18 protein-coding genes are annotated in these 19,469 nt (G+C 69.2%); 10 read left to right on the forward strand and 8 right to left on the reverse strand.

Annotated elements, in window-relative coordinates:
* Nucleotides 1-61 precede the first annotated feature (61 nt).
* Nucleotides 62-3,439 carry a pyruvate carboxylase gene (locus tag ACFVJS_RS15700; protein ID WP_378881845.1) on the reverse strand — a complete coding sequence of 1,126 codons (3,378 nt, stop codon included), beginning with the start codon at nt 3,437-3,439 and terminating at the stop codon, nt 62-64.
* A gap of 102 nt (nt 3,440-3,541) precedes the next feature.
* Nucleotides 3,542-4,471, reverse strand: a complete 930-nt coding sequence (locus ACFVJS_RS15705) for a LysR family transcriptional regulator (RefSeq protein ID WP_378881847.1) — start codon at nt 4,469-4,471, stop codon at nt 3,542-3,544.
* 94 nt (nt 4,472-4,565) lie between these two features.
* Between ACFVJS_RS15705 and ACFVJS_RS15710 the strand changes: the two genes are divergently transcribed.
* Together ACFVJS_RS15710 and ACFVJS_RS15715 are read left to right on the forward strand one after the other, a co-directional pair.
* Entirely contained in the window at nt 4,566-5,951 is a 1,386-nt protein-coding gene (locus tag ACFVJS_RS15710; protein WP_378881850.1) for an MFS transporter, read from the forward strand.
* Nucleotides 5,948-6,733, forward strand: coding sequence for a 3-hydroxybutyrate dehydrogenase (locus ACFVJS_RS15715; protein WP_378881853.1), 786 nt, complete (start codon nt 5,948-5,950; stop codon nt 6,731-6,733). The genes ACFVJS_RS15710 and ACFVJS_RS15715 overlap by 4 nt, the downstream gene beginning before the upstream one ends.
* 17 nt (nt 6,734-6,750) lie before the next feature.
* Here the strand turns inward: ACFVJS_RS15715 and ACFVJS_RS15720 are convergent, their stop codons facing one another.
* Nucleotides 6,751-7,680: an NAD-dependent epimerase/dehydratase family protein gene (locus ACFVJS_RS15720; RefSeq protein WP_378881856.1), complete on the reverse strand. Its 930-nt coding sequence runs from the start codon at nt 7,678-7,680 to the stop codon at nt 6,751-6,753.
* 132 nt (nt 7,681-7,812) lie between these two features.
* Between ACFVJS_RS15720 and ACFVJS_RS15725 the strand changes: the two genes are divergently transcribed.
* Nucleotides 7,813-8,529 carry a TetR/AcrR family transcriptional regulator gene (locus tag ACFVJS_RS15725; protein ID WP_378881859.1) on the forward strand — a complete coding sequence of 239 codons (717 nt, stop codon included), beginning with the start codon at nt 7,813-7,815 and terminating at the stop codon, nt 8,527-8,529.
* On the opposite strand, the gene ACFVJS_RS15730 is transcribed toward ACFVJS_RS15725, so the two are convergent.
* The 4 genes from ACFVJS_RS15730 to ACFVJS_RS15745 form a co-directional block, all read right to left on the reverse strand.
* Nucleotides 8,530-8,868, reverse strand: a complete 339-nt coding sequence (locus tag ACFVJS_RS15730) for a DUF86 domain-containing protein (protein ID WP_378881862.1) — start codon at nt 8,866-8,868, stop codon at nt 8,530-8,532.
* Complete coding sequence (locus ACFVJS_RS15735) at nt 8,865-9,197, reverse strand: nucleotidyltransferase family protein (RefSeq protein WP_378881865.1); 333 nt, start codon at nt 9,195-9,197, stop codon at nt 8,865-8,867. Before ACFVJS_RS15735 ends, ACFVJS_RS15730 begins: the two co-directional genes overlap by 4 nt.
* An 89-nt stretch (nt 9,198-9,286) precedes the next feature.
* Nucleotides 9,287-11,065: an acetyl/propionyl/methylcrotonyl-CoA carboxylase subunit alpha gene (locus ACFVJS_RS15740; protein ID WP_378881868.1), complete on the reverse strand. Its 1,779-nt coding sequence runs from the start codon at nt 11,063-11,065 to the stop codon at nt 9,287-9,289.
* 67 nt (nt 11,066-11,132) lie between these two features.
* A complete protein-coding gene (locus ACFVJS_RS15745; protein ID WP_378881871.1) occupies nt 11,133-12,095 on the reverse strand; it encodes an N-acetylglucosamine kinase in 963 nt (320 codons plus the stop codon).
* Between the two features lie 112 nt (nt 12,096-12,207).
* Between ACFVJS_RS15745 and ACFVJS_RS15750 the strand changes: the two genes are divergently transcribed.
* The 6 genes from ACFVJS_RS15750 to ACFVJS_RS15775 all read left to right on the forward strand — a co-directional run bounded on the left by ACFVJS_RS15750 (nt 12,208) and on the right by ACFVJS_RS15775 (nt 18,346).
* The gene (locus ACFVJS_RS15750; protein WP_378881874.1) at nt 12,208-12,969 is read left to right on the forward strand and encodes a sugar isomerase domain-containing protein; all 762 of its coding nucleotides are present in this window, start codon (nt 12,208-12,210) and stop codon (nt 12,967-12,969) included.
* A gap of 50 nt (nt 12,970-13,019) precedes the next feature.
* Nucleotides 13,020-14,429 carry an N-acetylglucosamine/diacetylchitobiose ABC transporter substrate-binding protein gene (ngcE, locus tag ACFVJS_RS15755; RefSeq protein WP_378881877.1) on the forward strand — a complete coding sequence of 470 codons (1,410 nt, stop codon included), beginning with the start codon at nt 13,020-13,022 and terminating at the stop codon, nt 14,427-14,429.
* Nucleotides 14,430-14,433: 4 nt separating this feature from the next.
* Nucleotides 14,434-15,459 (forward strand): carbohydrate ABC transporter permease, encoded by a 1,026-nt coding sequence (locus tag ACFVJS_RS15760; RefSeq protein WP_378881880.1) that lies wholly within the window; start codon nt 14,434-14,436, stop codon nt 15,457-15,459.
* Nucleotides 15,460-15,538: 79 nt separating this feature from the next.
* Nucleotides 15,539-16,426 (forward strand): carbohydrate ABC transporter permease, encoded by an 888-nt coding sequence (locus ACFVJS_RS15765; protein WP_328527177.1) that lies wholly within the window; start codon nt 15,539-15,541, stop codon nt 16,424-16,426.
* A gap of 55 nt (nt 16,427-16,481) precedes the next feature.
* Nucleotides 16,482-17,660, forward strand: coding sequence for an acyl-CoA dehydrogenase family protein (locus ACFVJS_RS15770; protein ID WP_378881883.1), 1,179 nt, complete (start codon nt 16,482-16,484; stop codon nt 17,658-17,660).
* Between the two features lie 80 nt (nt 17,661-17,740).
* On the forward strand, nt 17,741-18,346 hold the full coding sequence (locus tag ACFVJS_RS15775) for a GtrA family protein (protein ID WP_378881886.1): 606 nt from the start codon (nt 17,741-17,743) through the stop codon (nt 18,344-18,346).
* Here the strand turns inward: ACFVJS_RS15775 and ACFVJS_RS15780 are convergent.
* Nucleotides 18,303-18,902, reverse strand: a complete 600-nt coding sequence (locus ACFVJS_RS15780) for a Maf family protein (protein ID WP_378881889.1) — start codon at nt 18,900-18,902, stop codon at nt 18,303-18,305. The two genes, ACFVJS_RS15775 and ACFVJS_RS15780, sit on opposite strands and share 44 nt — an antisense overlap.
* A gap of 92 nt (nt 18,903-18,994) precedes the next feature.
* Here ACFVJS_RS15780 and ACFVJS_RS15785 point away from each other — a divergent pair, with 92 nt between their 5' ends.
* Nucleotides 18,995-19,432, forward strand: a complete 438-nt coding sequence (locus tag ACFVJS_RS15785; RefSeq protein ID WP_378881892.1) for a DUF805 domain-containing protein — start codon at nt 18,995-18,997, stop codon at nt 19,430-19,432.
* The last annotated feature ends 37 nt before the right edge of the window (nt 19,433-19,469 follow it).

Here is a 19,469-nt window from a genome sequence, read left to right on the forward strand (position 1 = left end):
GCGGAGTTCCGCTGGGGATGTGCGCCTACGGCTGCATCCCTTGATGAAGGAACGCGCCGCGTCAGCCGATCACGAGCACCAGATCCCCGCCGTCGACCGCCTGCGTACCGGAGAACGCGAGGCGCGAGACCGTGCCGTCGATGGGCGCGGTGATGGCCGCCTCCATCTTCATCGCCTCGATCGTCGCGACGGTGTCGCCGGCCTTGACCGACTCACCGGTGGCGACGGTGATCGTGACGACACCCTGGAACGGCGCCGCGACCTGGCCGGGAACGGCGGGATCGGCCTTCTCGGCGGCGGCCACCTCGGCCGCGACGGAGCGGTCCCGCACGCTGATCGGGCGCAGGTGGCCGTTGATGGTCGCCATGACGGTGCGGATGCCGCGCTCGTCGGGCTCGGAGATCGCCGTGAGACCGAAGATCACGGTCTTGCCCTCGTCGAGCTCGACGACGTGCTCCTCGCCCTCGCGCAGACCGTAGAGGTAGTCGAGGGTCGAGATCACCGACACGTCGCCCCACTTGGAGCGCGCCTCGGTGAAGTCCTTGGTCGGGCCGGGGAAGAGCAACCGGTTGAGCGTGCCGCGACGGTCGGAGACGAGCCCGGCGGCGTCCTCGGCGGACAGGGTCGGCGAGGGCTCCTTCCAGGTGCGTCCCGCGGTCGCCTTGCTGCGGAACGGCTCGGGCCAGCCGCCCGGCGGGTCGCCGAGCTCCCCGTTGAGGAAGCCGATGACCGAGGCCGGGATGTCGTACGCAGCCGGGTCGGCCTCGAACGCGGCCGGGTCGGCACCCGCCGCGACGAGCGAGAGGGCAAGGTCGCCGATGACCTTCGAGGACGGGGTGACCTTGGGGACGCGGCCGAGGATCTGGTTGGCCGCGGCGTACATGTCCTCGATCTGCTCGAACTTCTCGCCGAGCCCGAGCGCGATCGCCTGCTGGCGCAGGTTGGAGAGCTGGCCACCCGGGATCTCGTGGCGGTAGACCCGGCCGGTCGGCGCGGGCAGCCCGGACTCGAACGGCGCGTAGACGCGGCGTACGGCCTCCCAGTAGGGCTCGAGCGAGTTGACCGCCGCCAGCGAGAGCCCGGTGGCTCGCGGGGTGTAGTCGGTCGCCGCCACCAGCGAGGAGAGCGGCGGCTGCGAGGTGGTGCCGGCCATGGACGCGGTCGCGGCGTCGACGGCGTCGACACCGGCCTCGATCGCTGCCGTCAGCGTGGCCAGCTGGCCACCGGCGGTGTCATGGGTGTGCAGGTGGACCGGCAGGTCGAACCGCTCCCGGAGCGCGGTGACCAAGGTGCGCGCGGCAGGTGCCCGCAGCAGACCGGCCATGTCCTTGATCGCGAGCACGTGCGCCCCGGCCGAGACGATCTCCTCGGCCAGCCGCAGGTAGTAGTCGAGCGTGTAGAGCTTCTCGTCCGGGGAGGAGAGGTCGCCGGTGTAGCAGAGCGCCACCTCGGCGACGGCGGTCCCGGTGGCACGGACCGCGTCGATCGCCGGCCGCATCTGCGAGACGTCGTTCAAAGCATCGAAGATGCGGAAGACGTCGATCCCGGTCTCAGCCGCCTCGGAGACGAAGGCGTCGGTGACCTCGGTCGGGTAGGGCGTGTAGCCCACGGTGTTGCGACCGCGCAGCAGCATCTGCAGGTTGATGTTCGGGATCGCCTCGCGCAGCTGTGCCAGCCGCTCCCAGGGGTCCTCGGAGAGGAAGCGCAGGGCCACGTCGTACGTCGCCCCGCCCCAGGCCTCCAGCGACCACAGCTGCGGCGTCAGCCGGGCGACATGGCCGGCGACCCCGAGCAGGTCGGTGGTGCGGACGCGGGTCGCGAGCAGCGACTGGTGGGCGTCGCGGAAGGTGGTGTCGGTGACCGCCACCGCCTCCTGAGAACGCAGTGCGGCCGCGAAGCCCTCCGGCCCGAGCTCGCGCAGCAGGTCACGCGAGCCGGCCGGCGGCGCGACGGACAGGTCGATCGCCGGCAGCTTCTCGACCGGGTGCAGCGAGACCGGCGCGGCGCCGTGCGGCTGGTTGACGGTCACGTCGGCGAGGTAGGTGAGCAGCTTGGTGCCGCGGTCGCCGGAGGCTCGCGCGGTCAGCAGTTGCGGGTGGGTCTCGATGAACGAGGTCGTGATCGAGCCGGAGATGAAGTCGGGGTCGTCGAGCAGCGCCTGCAGGAACGGGATGTTGGTCGCCACGCCGCGGATCCGGAACTCCGCCACGGCCCGGCGGGCGCGGGTGACGGCGTCCTCGAAGGTGCGCCCGCGGCAGGTGAGCTTGGCGAGCATCGAGTCGAAGTGCGGCGAGACCTCGGCACCGGCGTACGTGGTGCCGCCGTCGACGCGGATGCCGGCGCCGCCGGGGGAGCGGTAGGTGGTGATCATCCCGGTGTCGGGACGGAAGTTGTTGGCCGGGTCCTCGGTGGTGATCCGGCACTGCATCGCCGCACCACGCAGCTGCACGGAGTCCTGGGACAGGCCGAGGTCGGCCAGCGTCTCGCCGGCGGCGATCCGCATCTGCGAGCGGACCAGGTCGACGTCGGTGACCTCCTCGGTCACGGTGTGCTCGACCTGGATGCGGGGGTTCATCTCGATGAAGACGTAGTTGCCGTTCGGGTCGAGCAGGAACTCGACCGTGCCGGCGCACGAGTAGCCGATCTCCTTGGCGAACCGCACGGCATCGGCGCAGATGCGTTCGCGCAGCTCGGGGTCGAGGTTCGGTGCGGGCGCGATCTCGACGACCTTCTGGTGGCGGCGCTGGACCGAGCAGTCACGCTCGAAGAGGTGGATGACGTTGCCCTCGCCGTCGGCGAGGATCTGCACCTCGATGTGACGCGGCTCGACCACGGCCTGCTCGATGAAGACCGTCGGGTCACCGAAGGCGGCCTCACCCTCGCGCATACAGGTCTCGACGGCCTCGCGGAGCTTCTCCGGGTCGTCCACCCGCCGCATCCCGCGGCCGCCACCACCGGCGACCGCCTTCACGAACAGCGGGTAGGGAAGCGCGGAGGCGGCGGAGACGAGCGCGTCGACGTCGGTGGACGGCTCGACCGACTGCAGGGTGGGTACGCCGGCGGCCTTCGCCGCCGCGATGGCGGTGGCCTTGTTGCCGGTGAGCGTGAGGACCTCCGCCGACGGCCCGATGAACGTGATCCCCGCCCGGGCGCAGGCCTCCGCCAGCGCCGGGTTCTCGGAGAGGAACCCGTACCCGGGGTAGATGGCGTCTGCGCCACTCTGCTTGGCGACCTCGACGATCGCGTTGGGATCGAGGTAGGCCCGGATGGGATGGCCGAGCTCGCCGATCTGGTAGGCCTCGTCGGCCTTCAGCCGGTGCTCTGAGCCCCGGTCTTCGTAGGGGAACACGGCGACCGTCTTGGCCCCGAGTTCAAAGCCTGCACGGAAAGCTCGGATCGCGATCTCGCCGCGGTTGGCAACCAACACCTTCTTGAACATGGCCGCCACGGTACCCATCCAGAGTGCGTCGTCCAGGTTATGGGACGATTTCGCCCAGTTGGTGGACGTTAAGAAGTTGTGAAGTTCAAGTCTCTGCGTCGTTCAGCTCGGGGCGCCATCGCGGGTCCGGCCGAGCAGAGCGCGCTGCTGCTCAGCCATCTGCTCCCGCAGGCCACCCACGACGGCGGCCACGGCCGGCCGGCGCCACGACTCGGGATGCACGACCGCCCAGTAGGGCAGCCGCTGGTGGATCTCCTCGTGGAGCATCCGGACGAGGTCGGGGTGACGGTCGGCCATGAAGCAGGGCAGCAGGCCCAGGCCGGCGCCGGCACGGGTCGCCTCGACGTGGACGAACACGTTCGTCGAGGTGACGGCGTCGCGGATGCCGGGAAGCAGCCGCCGGGGGATGTCGAGGTCGTCGACCTGGAGCATCGAGTCGACGAAGTAGACCAGGCGGTGGCGTACGGCCTCCTCGATCGTGGCCGGGGTGCCGTGGCGCTCCAGGTAGGCGGGAGAGGCGTAGAGACCGAGCTCGTACTCGCCCAGGTGGAGCGCGCGGCCACGCATGACCGCCGGTTCACCGACGACCACCTCGATGTCGACGCCGGAGCGGTGCTGGGCCGCCTGCCGCGTCACGGTGACGATCTCGACCGCGAGCTCGGGATGGTCCTGCCTCAGCGCCGCTACCGCCGGTGAGGCGATGTACGCAGCGAACCCGTCGGTCGTCGACATCCTGACCACACCGGCCACCGGGTCGGCCGGCTCGTCGGCGGCCAGCCGGGCCAGCGACTCGGCGACGCCCTCGGCCGCCCGCGCCGCGCGCTCGCCCAGGGCGGTCAGCGCCCACCCGTCGGAGCCGCGCACCAGGACCCGGCCGCCGAGGGCGCGCTCGAGGGCGGAGATGTTGCGGCTGACCGTCGTGTGGGTCAGGCCCAGCGAGCGGGCGGCGGTGGTGAATCGGCCGCTGCGGGCCACCTCCAGCAGCACCAGCAGCTGGTCGGCGGACGGCATCGTCGGCGAAGAGGTGGACATCCGGCCACCCTACCGTCGAGTGTGCATTTCCGTTCATGCCGTGTGCCAACATGCGCGTTGCAAGCACATTATGACCCCTGTCACACTCCGAGCCATGTCCACGACGCAGCCGGGCGCCACCGCCCCCACCGATCCTCCAGCCGACGAGCAGACGCTGCTCCGTAGAACCGTGGCCGCCTCCATGGCGGGCACGGTAGTGGAGTGGTACGACTTCTTCCTCTACGCCACCGCCTCGGCGTTGGTCTTCGCCAAGGTGATCATGCCGGCGACCGGCAACGCCTACGACGCGATCATCGCGGCTTTCGTCACCTATGCCATCGGGTTCGTCGCCCGCCCGCTGGGCGGTGTCGTCTTCGGACACATCGGCGACCGCCTCGGCCGGAAGTACACCCTGCAGCTGACCATCATGCTGATCGGTGTCGCCACCGTGCTGATGGGCTGCCTGCCGACGTACGACCAGATCGGCATCGCCGCGCCGATCGCTCTGGTGCTGCTCCGCTTCGTGCAGGGGCTCGCGCTGGGTGGCGAGTGGGGCGGTGCCGTCCTGCTGGTCGCCGAGCACGCTCCCGACGAGCGCCGGGCGACCTGGGCCGCCTGGCCGCAGGCAGCGGTGCCGGTCGGCAACCTGCTGGCCACGCTGGTGCTCACGCTGATGACCATCACGCTGTCCGACGCCGCGTTCCTGTCCTGGGGCTGGCGCGTCGCCTTCTGGCTCTCGGCCGTCGTCGTCCTCGTCGGCTACTTCATCCGCCGCTCGGTCACCGACTCGCCGATCTTCGAGGAGGCGAAGGCGGAGCAGGCCGACGCCGCCTCGGCCGGCTACGGCGTCTTCGAGGTGCTGCGCCGCTACCCGCTCGGCGTGCTCAAGGGGATGGGCCTGCGGTTCGCGGAGAACATCATGTACTACCTGGTGGTCTCCTTCTCGATCGTCTACCTGGTCGAGGACCAGAAGATGGAGCAGGGGGCGCTGCTCAGCCTGGTCGCCATCGCGCACGCCTGCCACTTCTTCTTCATCCTCGCCGTCGGCCGGCTCGCCGACGGGGTGGGTCGCAAGCCGGTCTACCTCGCCGGTGCCGTGCTCGGTGCGACCTGGGGCTTCTGGGCCTTCCCGATGCTCGACACGAAGAGCAACGTCGCGATCGTCGCCGCGCTGGTCGCCGGCCTGGCCATCCATGCGTTGATGTACTCCACCCAGCCCGCGATCATGGCCGAGATGTTCCCGACCCGGATGCGCTACTCCGGCGTCTCGATCTCCTACCAGGTGACCTCGATCTTCGCCGGCTCGCTGGCGCCGCTGCTGGCCATCGCCTGGCTCAAGGACACCGGCACCTGGACCAACACCGCGATCTACCTCGCCGTGGCCGGCGCCGTCACCGCGCTCGTCGTGCTCACCCTCAAGGAGACCAAGGGCACCTCGCTCCGCACCCTGGACCGTGCCGACGCCGACCGGATGGCCGAGCGCGAGGTGAGCGCCGCGTGATCTCCGCCGTCTCGGGCGCCGCCGCCGACGTCTCCGAACGTACGCTGCAGGGCCGGCGGGCCCTGGTCACCGGCGGTGCGTCGGGGATCGGCGCGGCGGTGGCCCGCGAGCTCGCCTCCCGGGGCGCGCGGGTCGTCGTCGCCGACCTGGCCGGTGACGCCGCCCACGCCCTCGCCGACGAGATCGGCGGCGAGGCGTGGGTGGTCGACCTGACCGCCACCCGCGAGCTCGACGACCTCCGCCTGGAGGTCGACGTCCTGGTCAACAACGCCGGCATCCAGCGGGTGAGCCCGATCGAGGAGTTCGACCCCGACGACTTCCGCAGGATCCACTCGATCATGCTCGTCGCGCCGTTCCTGCTGGTCAGGGCCGCCCTGCCGCACATGTACGCCAACGGCTGGGGCCGCATCATCAACATCTCCTCGGTGCACGGCCTGGTCGCCTCGCCCTTCAAGAGCGCCTACGTCTCGGCCAAGCACGGGCTGGAGGGCCTCTCGAAGGTCACCGCCCTCGAGGGCGGTCCGCACGGCGTGACCAGCGTCTGCATCAACCCCGGCTACGTGCGTACGCCGCTGGTGGAGAAGCAGATCGCCGACCAGGCTCGCGTGCACGGGATCGCGGCCACCGAGGTCGTCGAGAAGGTGCTGCTGCAGGACGCTGCGGTGAAGCGCCTGGTCGAGCCCGACGAGGTCGGCTCCCTGGTCGGCTGGCTGACCGGCCCGGACGCCTCGATGGTCTCCGGAGCCTCGTGGGCCATGGACGGCGGCTGGAGCGCTCGCTAGCTCGGGCGCCGGTCTGCTCAGGCCTGCGTACGCCACCAGTCCACCGTCGCCTTGGCCCCGGTCTCGAGCGGGGTCGGGGACAGGCCGAGCCGGGACTCGCTGGCCGAGGAGTCCATCACGAACGGCTTGTCGAACTGGTAGATCATCTCGGCCAGCTCCCGGGTGCCCCCGTGCACCACGCCGATCGCCTTCATCGCCCACGTGGGGATGCGGCCAACCTTCGGTGCCGCGACCCCGGCCACGTCGGCGTAGAGCTGGATCAGGTCCCGCTGGGAGACGGCCGGCGCGGTGGGCGCGTGCAGGAAGGAGTTCCACAAGCTCTCCTCGTCGGCCGCCTTGATCATCGCGGCACCGAGGTCCGGGACGTACGTCCACGAGTGCGGCGCGTCCGGGTCGCCGAGGACGCGCATGGTGCGGCCTGCCAGCACCGTCGGGACCATCCGCTCGCCGGCATGAGCCGTACGCACCGCGGGGCCGTAAAAGTCCGAGGCCGCGACGCTGACCGTCGGAGTCGGGGAGGCGTCACGGGCGCGGAGCAGCTCGACCCGCACCGCCGGCTTGCCGAAGTCGGCGGTGCGCGGCGTCTGCTCGGTCATCGGCCCGGTGACGTGGCCGTAGGCGTAGAGGCTCTCCGGGAAGACCACCACGGCCCCTGCGCGTCCGGCGGCCTCGAGCACGACCTTCTCGGCCCGCGGGAGCTCGGCGCGCCAGGTGGCGGCGGCATAGGCGCTGCCGTGCATGCAGTGGAAGACGGCGCGGGTTCCGGTGGCCGCCTCGGTGACGGTCTCGGCATCGGCGGCATCGCCGCGCAGCCGCTCGATGCTCGCGTGCACCGGGCCGCTTCCGGAGCGGGTGAGGAGGCGGACGCGGTCGCCGCGGGCGGCGAGCTGCTGGGCGATGGTCGTGCCGACGGGGCCGGCGCCGATGACGAGGTAGGTGCTGTTCATGGCTGTCTCCTGGGTGCGAGGTGATTTCGAGAGCACTGCTCTCGAAACGAGTCTGACGGGGCGCTGTGAGAAAAGCAAGAGCAGTGCTCACTTTTGTTGACAGCGCTCTCTCAGACGGGACACGATGGCGCCATGACAGCCACCTCACGAGACGGCACCCCACGTGAACGGGCGCGAGCGCAGACGATGGACGAGATCGTCCGGATCGGCCGTGAGCACCTGGCGATCCACGGCGCCGCTGCGCTCTCGCTGCGCGCGGTCGCCCGCGATCTCGGCGTGGTCTCCTCGGCGGTCTACCGCTACGTGAAGAGCCGCGACGAGCTGCTGACCCTGCTCCTCGTCTCCGGGTACGACGAGCTCGGCGACGCTGTCGACGCCGCCGTCGCCTCGGCTCCCGAGGACGACCACCGCGCCCAGTTCCTGGCGCTCGGCCGCGCGGTCAGGACCTGGGCGCTCGCCGAGCCGGCTACGTACGCGCTGCTGTTCGGGTCGCCCGTCCCCGGCTACGCCGCCCCGGACGAGCGCACCAGCGTGCCCGGCACCCGCGTCCCGACCGCGATGCTGCGGGTGTGCGCCGGCGCGCTCGCCGTCGGCCTGCTGGCCGTGCCGGAGGAGCCGTTGGAGATCTCGCCGGATCTGGCAACCGGGCTGCAGGGCATCCGCGACCAGCTCGGCCTCGGCCTGCCCGATGCCGCGCTCACCCGCGGCGTACTCGTCTGGACCAGCCTCTTCGGCCGCGTCAGCTTCGAGGTGTTCGGCCAGTTCGGCCCCGACCGCTTCGGCGACCCCGCCGGCCTCTTCGAGCTCCATCTGGCGACCCTGGCCCAGACGCTGGGCCTCGCCGAGTAGTCAGTTGCCGGTGTCGACTCTGTCGCGCAGCCGCTGCGTGGCGGCCAGCAGCAGACCCAGGTCAGTCTTGACGGTCTCCGCGAGGATGTCGGTCGAGCTCAGGAAGTAGCGATGCGCAAGATGATCGCGCATCCGGGCGATCTGCTTCCATGGGATGTCGGGTTCAGTGGCGAGGACAGCGCTGTCGAGGCACTTGACCGCCTCGCCGATCTCGAGGAGACGCATCCGGACGGCGTCGACGACGACTTCTTCCTCGAGTGTGCCCTTCGCCAGATGGTTCCTGATGGCGGTCACCGCCTCGACGATGTCGTCGAGACGCTCCTGGGCTGAGCGACTCACAGGGCGATCAGGTCGCGCTCGAGGCGAGCTCGGATCCGAGCCTGCAGGCCTGACTCAGAGACCAGATCCACATGTGTTCCGAGGATCTCTTCGAGCTCGTCCTGCATGCGGAGGATGGTGAAGAGGCTGGTGTGCGGCGGGAAGTCGACCAGCAGGTCGACATCGCTGTCAGGACGGTCGTCGCCGCGCGCGACGCTGCCGAAGACGCGTACGTTGCGGACGCCGTGTCGGCTGAGCACATCCAGTAGCTCAGCACGCTTGGAGGCGACGACTCGACCCACGGGGCCGTGGAGCGTCGCATCGTGGCGGCGTGCTGCGGATGAGGTCACGGGGCCATGGTAGCCGTCTCGGACGCTCCACAAAGGAAGCGGCCGTTCACCGAGTCACATCGGTGAACAGCCGCCGCCAGTTCTTCGAACTACTTGATCTCGGCGATGACCGCGCCGTTGGCGACGGTCTCGCCCACGGTGGCGTTCAGGCCGGTGATGACGCCCGACTTGTGAGCCTTGAGGGGCTGCTCCATCTTCATCGCCTCGATGACCACGACGACGTCGCCCTCGGCGACCTCCTGGCCCTCCTCGACGGCGATCTTGACGATGGTGCCCTGCATCGGCGAGGCGACGGAGTCGCCCGAGGCGGCCGCGCCGGACTTCTTCGCCGAGCGCTTCGGCTTCTTCGCGGCACCGGCACCACCGCCGACCGCGAGCCCGCCGAGGCCTGCGGGGAGCGAGACCGAGAGGCGCTTGCCGCCGACCTCGACCACGACGGTCTGGCGCTCGCCGGCCTCCTCAGCCTCACCGGCAGCGCCGGCGTACGGCTTGATCTGGTTGTCGAAGTCGGTCTCGATCCAGGTCGTGTAGACGTCGAAGGAGCCGTTCTCGGCGGTGTAGGCGGGGTCGTTGACGACGGCCTGGTGGAACGGGATGACGGTCGGCATGCCGTCGACCTTGAACTCGTCCAGGGCGCGACGCGAGCGCTCCAGTGCCTGGGTGCGGTCGCGGCCGGAGACGATCAGCTTCGCGATCAGCGAGTCGAACGCACCCGGGATGGTCTCGCCCTTCTCGTAGCCGCCGTCGAGGCGTACGCCGGGGCCGGCGGGCGGGGCCCACTCGGTCAGGGTGCCGGGGGCCGGCATGAAGTTGTTGCCGCCGTCCTCGGCGTTGATGCGGTATTCGATCGAGTGGCCGCGGATCTCGGGGTCGTCGTAACCCAGCTCCTCACCTGCGGCGATGCGGAACATCTCGCGGACGAGGTCGAGGCCGGTGACCTCCTCGGAGACGCAGTGCTCGACCTGGAGGCGGGTGTTGACCTCGAGGAAGGAGATGGTGCCGTCGGCGGCGACGAGGAACTCACAGGTGCCCGCGCCGACGTAGCCGGCCTCGCGCAGGATCGCCTTGGAGGACTCGTAGAGGCGCTTGTTCTGCTCGTCGGTCAGGAACGGTGCGGGGGCCTCCTCGACCAGCTTCTGGTGGCGACGCTGCAGCGAGCAGTCGCGGGTGGAGACGACGACCACGTTGCCGTGCTGGTCGGCCAGACACTGGGTCTCGACGTGGCGCGGCTTGTCGAGGAACTTCTCGACCAGGCACTCGCCACGACCGAAGGCGCCGACGGCCTCGCGGACGGCCGACTCGTAGAGCTCGGGGATCTCCTCCAGGGTGCGGGCGACCTTCAGGCCGCGACCGCCACCACCGAAGACCGCCTTGATCGCGACCGGGAGACCGTGCTCCTGGGCGAAGGCGACGATCTCGGAGGCGTCCTTGACCGGGTCCTTGAGACCCGGGGCCAGCGGCGCGCCCGCCTTGAGCGCGATCTGCTTGGCCTTCGCCTTGTCACCGAGCGCGTCGATCGCCTCGGGCGAAGGACCGATCCAGGTCAGGCCCGCGTCGATCACGGCCTTGGCGAAGTCGGCGTTCTCGGCCAGGAAGCCGTAGCCCGGGTGGACCGAGTCCGCGCCGGACTGGCGTGCCACATCGATGATCTTCTCGATGGACAGGTAGGACTCCGCCGGCGTGGCTCCGCCGAGTGAGTAGGACTCATCGGCCAGGCGCACGAAGAGCGCGTCACGGTCGGGGTCCGCGTAGATCGCTACGGAGCCGATTCCGGCGTCCTTGCACGCGCGGATCACTCGGACGGCGATCTCACCGCGGTTGGCGATCAGGACCTTTGTCAGTGGCTTGCTCAACGAGAACTCCTCCATCGTGAATGCAAGGACATGCTAGGGGAGCCCATCGGGCCCTGGCTCCAGACGTCCGTAGTAACGATTGTCACACTTGGGTGAGCTGGGCGAGTGACGAGGTTACCCGTGCGTAGGTCTCGTCGTCGACGTGGACGCCTGCATGACGCAGCGCCAGCACCGCGGCTCCGGCCAGCCCGTCGGTGGCGACGACGGCCCCGGGGGCGACCCGGGCGGCGAAGTCCGGCTGCCGGGCCAGGACGCTTCCGGCGGCGACCAGCGGCCCGTCGACATCGGGCGTACGCACCGCCGCCAGCGTCTCCGCCAGTCCGGCGGCCGCCCGGTCGAGGATGCCGGCGGCGACCCCGTCTCCGGAGCTCGCCGCGGTGAAGACGAGTGCCGCGAAGTCGGCCAGCCGCAACGGCGGCATCGCGTAGAGAGCGGCCGTCGCCGTGACGAGCGTCGTGGTCCGGCCACCCTGCCGACGGTCGTCGACGGCGATCCCGAGCCGGTCCAGCAGCAGGCCGGTGAGCAAGGTGGTCGGCCCCCGCCCGTCGAGCGGCGCCAGTCCGGCGCGTACGGCTTCCCGGCCCAGCCAGAAGCCCGACCCGACGTCGCCGAGCAGCCAGCCCAGCCCGTCGGAGATGCCGGCCAGTCGGCCGTCCTCGACCCGCACCGCCGACGCCCCTGTGCCGGAGAGCAGCACATAGCCGTCCGGGGCCGCAGTTCCCGAGAAGTACGCAGCCAGCACGTCGAACTCGAAGACCGGCTCGCTCGCGACCAGCCCGGAGAGGGCGGCCACGATGGCCGCCCGGTGGCCGGCGGCGCCGGCACCTGCCACCGCCAGGGCGGCGCCGGCGACCGGACCGGCTTTCGCGGAGGTCACGGCCTGGGTGACCGCGTCCTTGATCGCCGCGGTGGCGGCCTCGACGCCGGCGGAGGTCGGGTTGCCGCTGCCGGCCTTCCCGATGCCTCGGCAGTGTCCGTCGGAGGAGACGACGACGGCCCGAGTGCTGGTGCCTCCAGCGTCGAGGCCCAAGTAGTTGTTATTCATTGACACCTTTTCGTAACAGAAAACCATTGCCAGGCGTACTCTCTCCAAATAGTTTTCGAGCGCAGGCCTCGGCATACAGTCGCGGCGCGAGTTTGCTAGGTGGGTGGACTAATTGACCAGAGACGTGTTCGGAGCCTTCGACGAGCAGGTTCGCACACGCCTGTCCGAGCTGCAGTCGATTGCCCAGTCCGGTGGCTTCGACGAGGCGGTCGAGGTGATGGTGAACAGCATCCGCAACGGCGGTGTGCTGCAGGCCTTCGGCACCGGCCACTCCCAGGCGTTCGCGATGGAGATCGCCGGCCGGGCAGGTGGTCTGATCCCCACCCACGCCATCGCTCTGCGCGACACCGTGCTCAAGGGCGACCGGCCGGCGAGCGACCTCAAGGGCGGTCTCCTCGAGCGCGACACCAACATCGCCGACGAGCTCTGGGGCCTCCACGAGTTCCACCCCGAGGACGTCTTCCTGATCGCATCCAACTCCGGCGTCAACGGCTCGATCGTCGGCATCGCGTTGCACGCGAAGGAGAAGGGCCACAAGGTGATCGCGGTGACCAGCCTCGAGCACACCAACGCGGTCACCCCCAAGCACCCCAGCGGCAAGCGCCTTGCCGAGATCGCCGACGTGGTGATCGACAACCTGGCTCCCTTCGGCGACGCGACGGTCCCGGTCGGCGACGGCGGCGTCCTCGCCGGCGCCGTCTCCTCCATCACGGCGGCCTACATCGCCCAGCTCCTGACCCTCGGCACCGCCGCCAGGATCCAGGAGGCCGGCGAGACCCCGCCCCTCTATCTCTCCGCCAATATCCCGGGTGGCGATGAGCACAACGATGCGTTGAAGGCTCGATACGGCGAGCGCATCGGAAGCATGGCTTGAACCCCCGTAAGAAGAAGTAAAGAGGAACCCACCCGAAAGAAGGCAGCACGATGTCCCAGCAGCTTCACCGGCTCGACCGCCGGACCCTTCTGCGCGGCACCCTCGCCGGCGCGGCGCTCGTGTCGTTCTCCGGAGCGCTCGCAGCGTGTGGCGCGCCCGGTAGCGACACCGACAACTCCGGCGGTGGCACCAAGTCCGCGTCCAACCCGTTCGGCATGGCCAAGGACGGCACCGTCGACGCGGTGATCTTCGACGGTGGCTACGGCTACGACTACGTCGAGTTCGCCGCCGGCATCGTCGGCAAGGAGTTCGCGGACGCCGACATCAAGGTCAGCGCCACGACCAAGATCGCCACGGAGCTGCAGCCGCGCTTCGTCGGCGGCACGCCCCCGGACCTGATCGACAACTCGGGTGCGGACCTCATCGGCTTCAGCTCGATCGCCGCCCAGCTCGAGGAGCTCGACGACGTCTTCGAGGCCGACAGCTACGAGGGCGTCAAGATCGAGGACACCCTCTACCCGAACGTGAAGGTGCCTGGCACCTACAGCGACCGGTTCGTGGCGATCAACTACGTCATGACCCTCTACGGCGTGTGGTACTCCGCCTCGCTCTTCGAGGAGAACGGCTGGACCCCGCCGAAGACCTGGGACGAGGCCCTCGACCTCGGCGCCAAGGCCAAGGCCAAGAAGAAGTACCTGTGGACCTGGGGCAAGGAGGCGGCGACCTACTACCGCACCCTGGTCATCGACTCGGCGGCCAAGGAGGGCGGCGACGAGGTGCGCCTCGGACTCGAGAACCTCGAGAAGGGCATCTGGTCCCACAAGGTCATCCAGGACATCCTCGGCAAGCTCGGCGAGATGGTCAGCCAGGACATGTTCATCCCGGGCGGCGCCGGCACCCAGTTCACCGCCGCGCAGGCCAAGTGGTCCAACGACCAGCAGGCGCTGCTCTACCCGAGCGGTGGCTGGATCGAGAACGAGATGAAGGACGCCACCAAGGCCGGCTTCGAGATGACCGGCATCCCGGAGTTCGTGCTCAGCGACAGCCCGGCGCTGCCGTACGAGGCCGTTCGCGCCGCGGCCGGTGAGGCGTTCATCGTCCCGAGCAAGGCGAAGAACCCGGCCGGCGGCAAGGAGATCCTCCGCGCCATGCTGTCGAAGGAGGCCGCGACCAACTTCGCCAAGACGAAGCTCGCGCCGACCATCGTCAAGGACACCATCCCCGAGGACGGCTTCGGCTCCGCGGCGCTGAAGTCGCAGAGCGCGATGCTCGACGCGGCTGGTGAGAACACCTTCAACTTCCAGTTCTACGACTACTACGGCACCAACGCCGACGAGCTGGTTGTGTGGAACTCGTTCCTCTCCGGTGACCTGGACGTCAAGGGCCTGACCAAGGCCGTCCAGGGCATCTTCGACAAGGTCGCGGACGACTCCTCGATCGAGAAGCTCAAGGTTTCCTGACACCATGCCGGACCCATCCACCACGATGGCGGTGACGGCGGGCGGTCCCTCCGAGGAGAATCCTTGGGGGGCCGCCCCCGGCCGGCGTCGACGCAAGCTCACCCTCGACCGGGCACTGTTCATGACGGTCTTCCTCGGCCTTCCGGTCGCGGTCTTCGTCATCTTCGTCGTGGTCCCGATCGGGCAGGCCCTCTTCTACTCGCTCACCGACTGGACCGGCTTCTCGCCGGTCATGAACTTCGTCGGCCTGGACAACTACGCCAAGCTGCTCGACGACGAGACCTTCCTCAAGGCGCTCCGCAACAACGTACTGCTGACGATCGTGGTGCCGCTGGTGACGCTGGTCGCGGCGCTGGCGATCGCGGTGGTTGTCACCACTGCGGGCCCCAGCACCGGTCAGGTCCGTGGTCTGAACGGCTCCGGCTTCTACCGGGTCGTCTCGTTCTTCCCCTACGCCGTCCCGGCCGTCGTCATCGGTCTGCTCTGGGCGCAGGTCTACGACCCCGCCGCCGGCCTGCTCAACGGCATGCTCACCGGCCTCGGCTTCGACGGGTTCAAGGACTACGCCTGGCTCGGCGAGGTGCGCGCGGCGATGCCGGCCTCGATGTTCGTGATGATCTGGGCCAACATCGGCTTCTACACGGTGCTCTTCGTGGCCGCCATCAAGGGCGTCCCCGCGGAGATCTACGAGGCCGCCCGCATCGACGGTGCCGGTCGCTTCCGCACCGCCATCTCGATCACGCTGCCCTCCATCCGCGACAACGTGCAGACGGCCTACATCTACCTGGGCATCCTCACCCTCGATGCCTACGTCTTCATGGCCGCCCTAGCCCCCGGCGGCGGTCCTGCCAACAGCACGCTGACGATGAGCCAGCACCTGATGAACACCGCCTTCAAGAAGAGCCAGTTCGGCTACGCCACCTCGATGGGCGTCGTGCTCGCCCTGGTCACGCTGCTCTTCGCCGCCCTGGTCTTCGCCGTCTTCCACTTCGCTGGCGGGCGGGACAAGAAGGGAGACGTACGCCGATGAGCGAGCGTCAGCAAGCGAACATTGGATCTTTCATCGGGCCGCGTCCGTATTCTGACGCTTGCGCTACGGAGGTGGCCCGATGAGCACCGTCACTCTGGACAAGCCCGTTGCTGCCAGCTCGGACCGCCAGCGGCGTACGCCCGGCGACGCGCTCGTCGCCGGCACCTCGCACACGATGCTGATCCTCTGGTCGGTGATCGTCATCGTGCCGTTCTGCTGGGTGGTGCTCTCCTCGTTCAAGACGTCGAAGGAGATTCTGTCCTCGCCGTTCTCGCTGCCGGCCGAGTGGAGCTTCGAGAACTACACCAGCGCGTGGACCAAGGCCGGCATCGGGACGTACTTCTTCAACACGGTCATCGTCGTCGGCACCGCGCTGGTGCTGGTGATGCTGCTCGGGGCGATGTGCGCCTACGTGCTGGCCCGGTTCGAGTTCTTCGGGCGCAACTTCATCTACTACTCCATGCTCGGCGGACTGACCTTCCCGGTCTTCCTGGTCATCGTGCCGCTGTTCTTCGTGCTCCAGGGCTTCGGGCTGCTCAACACGCTGCCGGGACTGATCCTGACGTACGTCGCCTATGCGCTGCCGTTCACCGTCTTCTTCCTCTATGCCTTCTTCAAGACGTTGCCCGACGACGTCTACGAGGCCGCGATGATGGACGGTGCGGGGGAGTGGCGGACGTTCTTCCAGATCATGCTGCCGATGGCGGCGCCCGGGATGGCCGGCGTGGCGATCTTCAACTTCCTCGGGCTGTGGAACCAGTTCCTGCTCCCGGTGGCGCTGAACACCCAGCGGGAGAACTGGGTGCTCACCCAGGGGATGGCGTCGTTCTCGTCGCAGGCGGGCTACAACGTCGACTTCGGCGCGCTCTTCGCGGGTGTGGTGATGACCGTGCTCCCGGTGCTGGTCGTCTACCTGATCTTCCAGCGGAGGATCGCCGGAACGGTCTCCACCGGCACGTTCCGCTGATTCCGATGTGACGCGGGTCTCGCGCTCCAGGTTAATAAGCGCTAACCTGGAGCGCGTGACCGCTTTTCTCCAGCCCGAGCACGAAGAGTTGCGTGCTGTCGTCCGTGACTTCGCCCAGAAGGAGATCGCGCCCCACGCCTCGCAGTGGGACCGCGATCACCACTTCCCCGTCGACGTGGTCCACAAGATGGGTGAGCTGGGCCTGTTCGGCCTGACCGCCCCCGAGGCGTACGGCGGGGGCGAGGGTGACCTCGTCGCGCTCTGCGTCGCGATCGAGGAGCTCGGCCGCGTCGACCAGTCGATCGGGATCACGCTCGAGGCCGCCGTCGGCCTCGGCATCAACCCGATCCTCACCTACGGCACCGACGAGCAGAAGGAGCGCTGGCTCCCTGATCTCGTCGCGGGCAAGAAGCTGGCCGGGTTCGGGCTGACCGAGCCGGGCGCCGGGTCCGACGCCGGCGCGACCGCCACCAAGGCCGTCCTGGACGGCGACGAGTGGGTCGTCGACGGCGCCAAGCAGTTCATCACCAACTCCGGATCCTCGATCACCTCGGTCGTCACCGTCACCGCGCGCACCGGCACCCGGGAGAACGGCAAGCCCGAGATCAGCACCATCATGATCCCCTCGGGCACGCCCGGTTTCACCGCCGAGAAGGGCTACGACAAGCTCGGCTGGCACGCCTCCGACACCCACCCGCTCTCCTTCGACGGCGCCCGGGTGCCGGCCGACCACCTCCTCGGCGAGCGCGGCCGTGGCTACGCCCAGTTCCTCGCCACCCTCGACGACGGCCGCGTCGCCATCGCCGCGCTCGCGGTCGGCTGCATCCAGGCCTGCCTCGACATGGCGCTCGAGTACGCGGGCGAGCGGCAGACCTTCGGTGGCCCGATCGGCCGCAAGCAGGGTGTCGCCTTCCAGATCGCCGACCTCGAGGTCATGCTGCGCGCCTCCCGCCTGCTGACGTACGAGGCTGCCGCGATGAAGGCCGGCCTCGACTCGGGTTCGGTGACGATGAAGGAGTTCAAGCAGGCCGCCGCCGCGGCGAAGCTGTACGCCACCGAGTCGGCCGTCACCGCCACCCGGATCGCCACCCAGATCTTCGGCGGCTACGGGTTCATGGAGGAGTATCCGGTCGCCCGTTTCTACCGCGACGCCAAGATCCTGGAGATCGGCGAGGGCACCTCCGAGGTGCAGCGCATGCTGATCGCAAGAGGCCTCGGTCTGCCCGTCGAGTGAGTGCGGATCTTACTGCGCACTGAACAAACCGCGGGAAGTAATCAAGGGCCATCTCACCACTGACCGTTTACTGTGGCTCCATGGTGTTCGGGGGACAGCTGCTGGGACGGCTGCGTCGCACCCGCCTCTTCGGAGAGGTGGTCCGCTTCATGATGGTCGGCGGAATCGCGACGGCAGTCGCCTTCGTGCTGTTCAACGGACTGGTCCACGGCTTCTTCATGGGCGCCGGTCCGATGAACGGGCAGCCGATCCCGGCCTACATCATCGCCAACACGGTCGGCATGCTGATCAGCTACGAGCTGAGCCGCCGTTGGACCTTCCGTCATCGCGTCTCGGACCACCCCGACGGCGGCTTCACCGCCTACGTCGTCATCAACGCTGTCACCATGCTGCTGCCGGTGGCGTGTCTCTACCTCACCCGCAGCGTGTTCGGCTGGGACAGCGCGATCGCCGACAACCTCTCGGCCAACGTCGTCGGGGTGCTCCTGGGCCAGATCGCCCGTTTTTTCCTGTTCCGGAGGTTCGTCTTCGGCCGGCCGATCCGCTACACGCAGGTCTACGGCAGCGTCGAGGAGGAGGCGGCCGCGCTCGGCGCCGCCGACGGCGCGACGCTCCTGGTGGCGCCGGAGCGCCGCGAGCGGGTCAGCGGTTCCACAGAGCAGGCCACGCATGACCGAGCCGGCTGAGCAGGTCGCGTAGCAGGGGCAGGCTCAGCCCGACCACGTTGTGGTGGTCGCCCTCGATCCCGGTGACGAACGCTCCGCCGAGCCCGTCGATCGTGAAGGCACCGGCGACGTGCAGCGGCTCGCCGGTCGCGACGTACGCCGCGATCTCCTCGTCGGTGACATCGGCGAAGTGCACCGTGGTGGCGGCGGTCTGCGACACCTGCCGGCCGGTCGCGGTGTCGATCAGCGCGTGCCCGGAGACGAGTACGCCGCTGCGTCCCCGCATCTCTCGCCAGCGCCGGGTCGCCTCGTCCGGGTCGTGAGGCTTGCCCAGCGGCTTCCCATCCAGCTCGAGGACGCTGTCACAGCCCAGCACGAGGGCACCTTCGGGAACCTCGGGTCGACCGGCGACGGCATCCCGCTTGAGCTCGGCGAGCCCGAGCGCCAGCTCTGTCGGTGGCAGGCCGTCGAGCTTGCTCTCGTCGACACCGGAGACGATCACGACCGGCTCGACACCTGCGCTGCGCAGAGTCTGCAGCCGGGCGGGGGACTTGGAGGCGAGGACCAGCGTGGTCATGGGTCAACCCTAGGGGTAACGGTCCTTTACCTCGGTGACCGTCCCTACTAGGTTGCGCACATCCAACCCATCTCGATGAGGAGAGATCCGACGTGACCGACTACCCGCCGCCGCCCCCGCCCCCGCAGCAGCCGTACGGCGCAGGCCCCGTGGGCGAGGTGCCCCTGAGCCAGCCGCTCCGCGGCGCGGCACCCCGCGACGCCATCGTGCGTTTCTTCAAGAAGTACGCCACCTTCGAGGGCCGCGCCAGCCGCTCCGAGTTCTGGTGGGCCATCCTGTTCACCTTTGTCGTCAACATGGCGATCAACCTGATCCTCGGCGCCGACTCCACCGCCGGCTCCATCGTCGGCGGGCTCTTCGCGCTCGCCATCCTGATCCCGCAGCTCTCCGTCGGCGCGCGCCGACTCCACGACACCGGCCGCTCCGGCTGGTGGCAGCTGCTCTACCTGACCTGCGTCGGCGTCATCGTGCTGATCGTCTTCTGGGCGCTCCCGGAGAAGCCCGAGGGCGACAAGTACAACGTCGCCTGACCCGCGGCTAACCACGAGCGGCGATCAGTCTCTAGAC

The organism is Nocardioides sp. NPDC057772 (genome assembly GCF_042798075.1).
Lineage (GTDB): Bacteria > Actinomycetota > Actinomycetes > Propionibacteriales > Nocardioidaceae > Nocardioides.

What these genes read in the sequence shown, in the direction of transcription:
- ACFVJS_RS15780 (WP_378881889.1), bottom strand. Translation starts at nt 18,902, where the DNA reads ATGACCACGCTGGTCCTCGCCTCCAAGTCCCCCGCCCGGCTGCAGACT.
- ACFVJS_RS15705 (WP_378881847.1), bottom strand. Translation starts at nt 4,471, where the DNA reads ATGTCCACCTCTTCGCCGACGATGCCGTCCGCCGACCAGCTGCTGGTG.
- ACFVJS_RS15760 (WP_378881880.1), top strand. Translation starts at nt 14,434, where the DNA reads ATGCCGGACCCATCCACCACGATGGCGGTGACGGCGGGCGGTCCCTCC.
- ACFVJS_RS15765 (WP_328527177.1), top strand. Translation starts at nt 15,539, where the DNA reads ATGAGCACCGTCACTCTGGACAAGCCCGTTGCTGCCAGCTCGGACCGC.
- ACFVJS_RS15725 (WP_378881859.1), top strand. Translation starts at nt 7,813, where the DNA reads ATGACAGCCACCTCACGAGACGGCACCCCACGTGAACGGGCGCGAGCG.
- ACFVJS_RS15700 (WP_378881845.1), bottom strand. Translation starts at nt 3,439, where the DNA reads ATGTTCAAGAAGGTGTTGGTTGCCAACCGCGGCGAGATCGCGATCCGA.
- ACFVJS_RS15740 (WP_378881868.1), bottom strand. Translation starts at nt 11,065, where the DNA reads ATGGAGGAGTTCTCGTTGAGCAAGCCACTGACAAAGGTCCTGATCGCC.
- ACFVJS_RS15775 (WP_378881886.1), top strand. Translation starts at nt 17,741, where the DNA reads ATGGTGTTCGGGGGACAGCTGCTGGGACGGCTGCGTCGCACCCGCCTC.
- ngcE (WP_378881877.1), top strand. Translation starts at nt 13,020, where the DNA reads ATGTCCCAGCAGCTTCACCGGCTCGACCGCCGGACCCTTCTGCGCGGC.
- ACFVJS_RS15720 (WP_378881856.1), bottom strand. Translation starts at nt 7,680, where the DNA reads ATGAACAGCACCTACCTCGTCATCGGCGCCGGCCCCGTCGGCACGACC.
- ACFVJS_RS15710 (WP_378881850.1), top strand. Translation starts at nt 4,566, where the DNA reads ATGTCCACGACGCAGCCGGGCGCCACCGCCCCCACCGATCCTCCAGCC.
- ACFVJS_RS15745 (WP_378881871.1), bottom strand. Translation starts at nt 12,095, where the DNA reads ATGAATAACAACTACTTGGGCCTCGACGCTGGAGGCACCAGCACTCGG.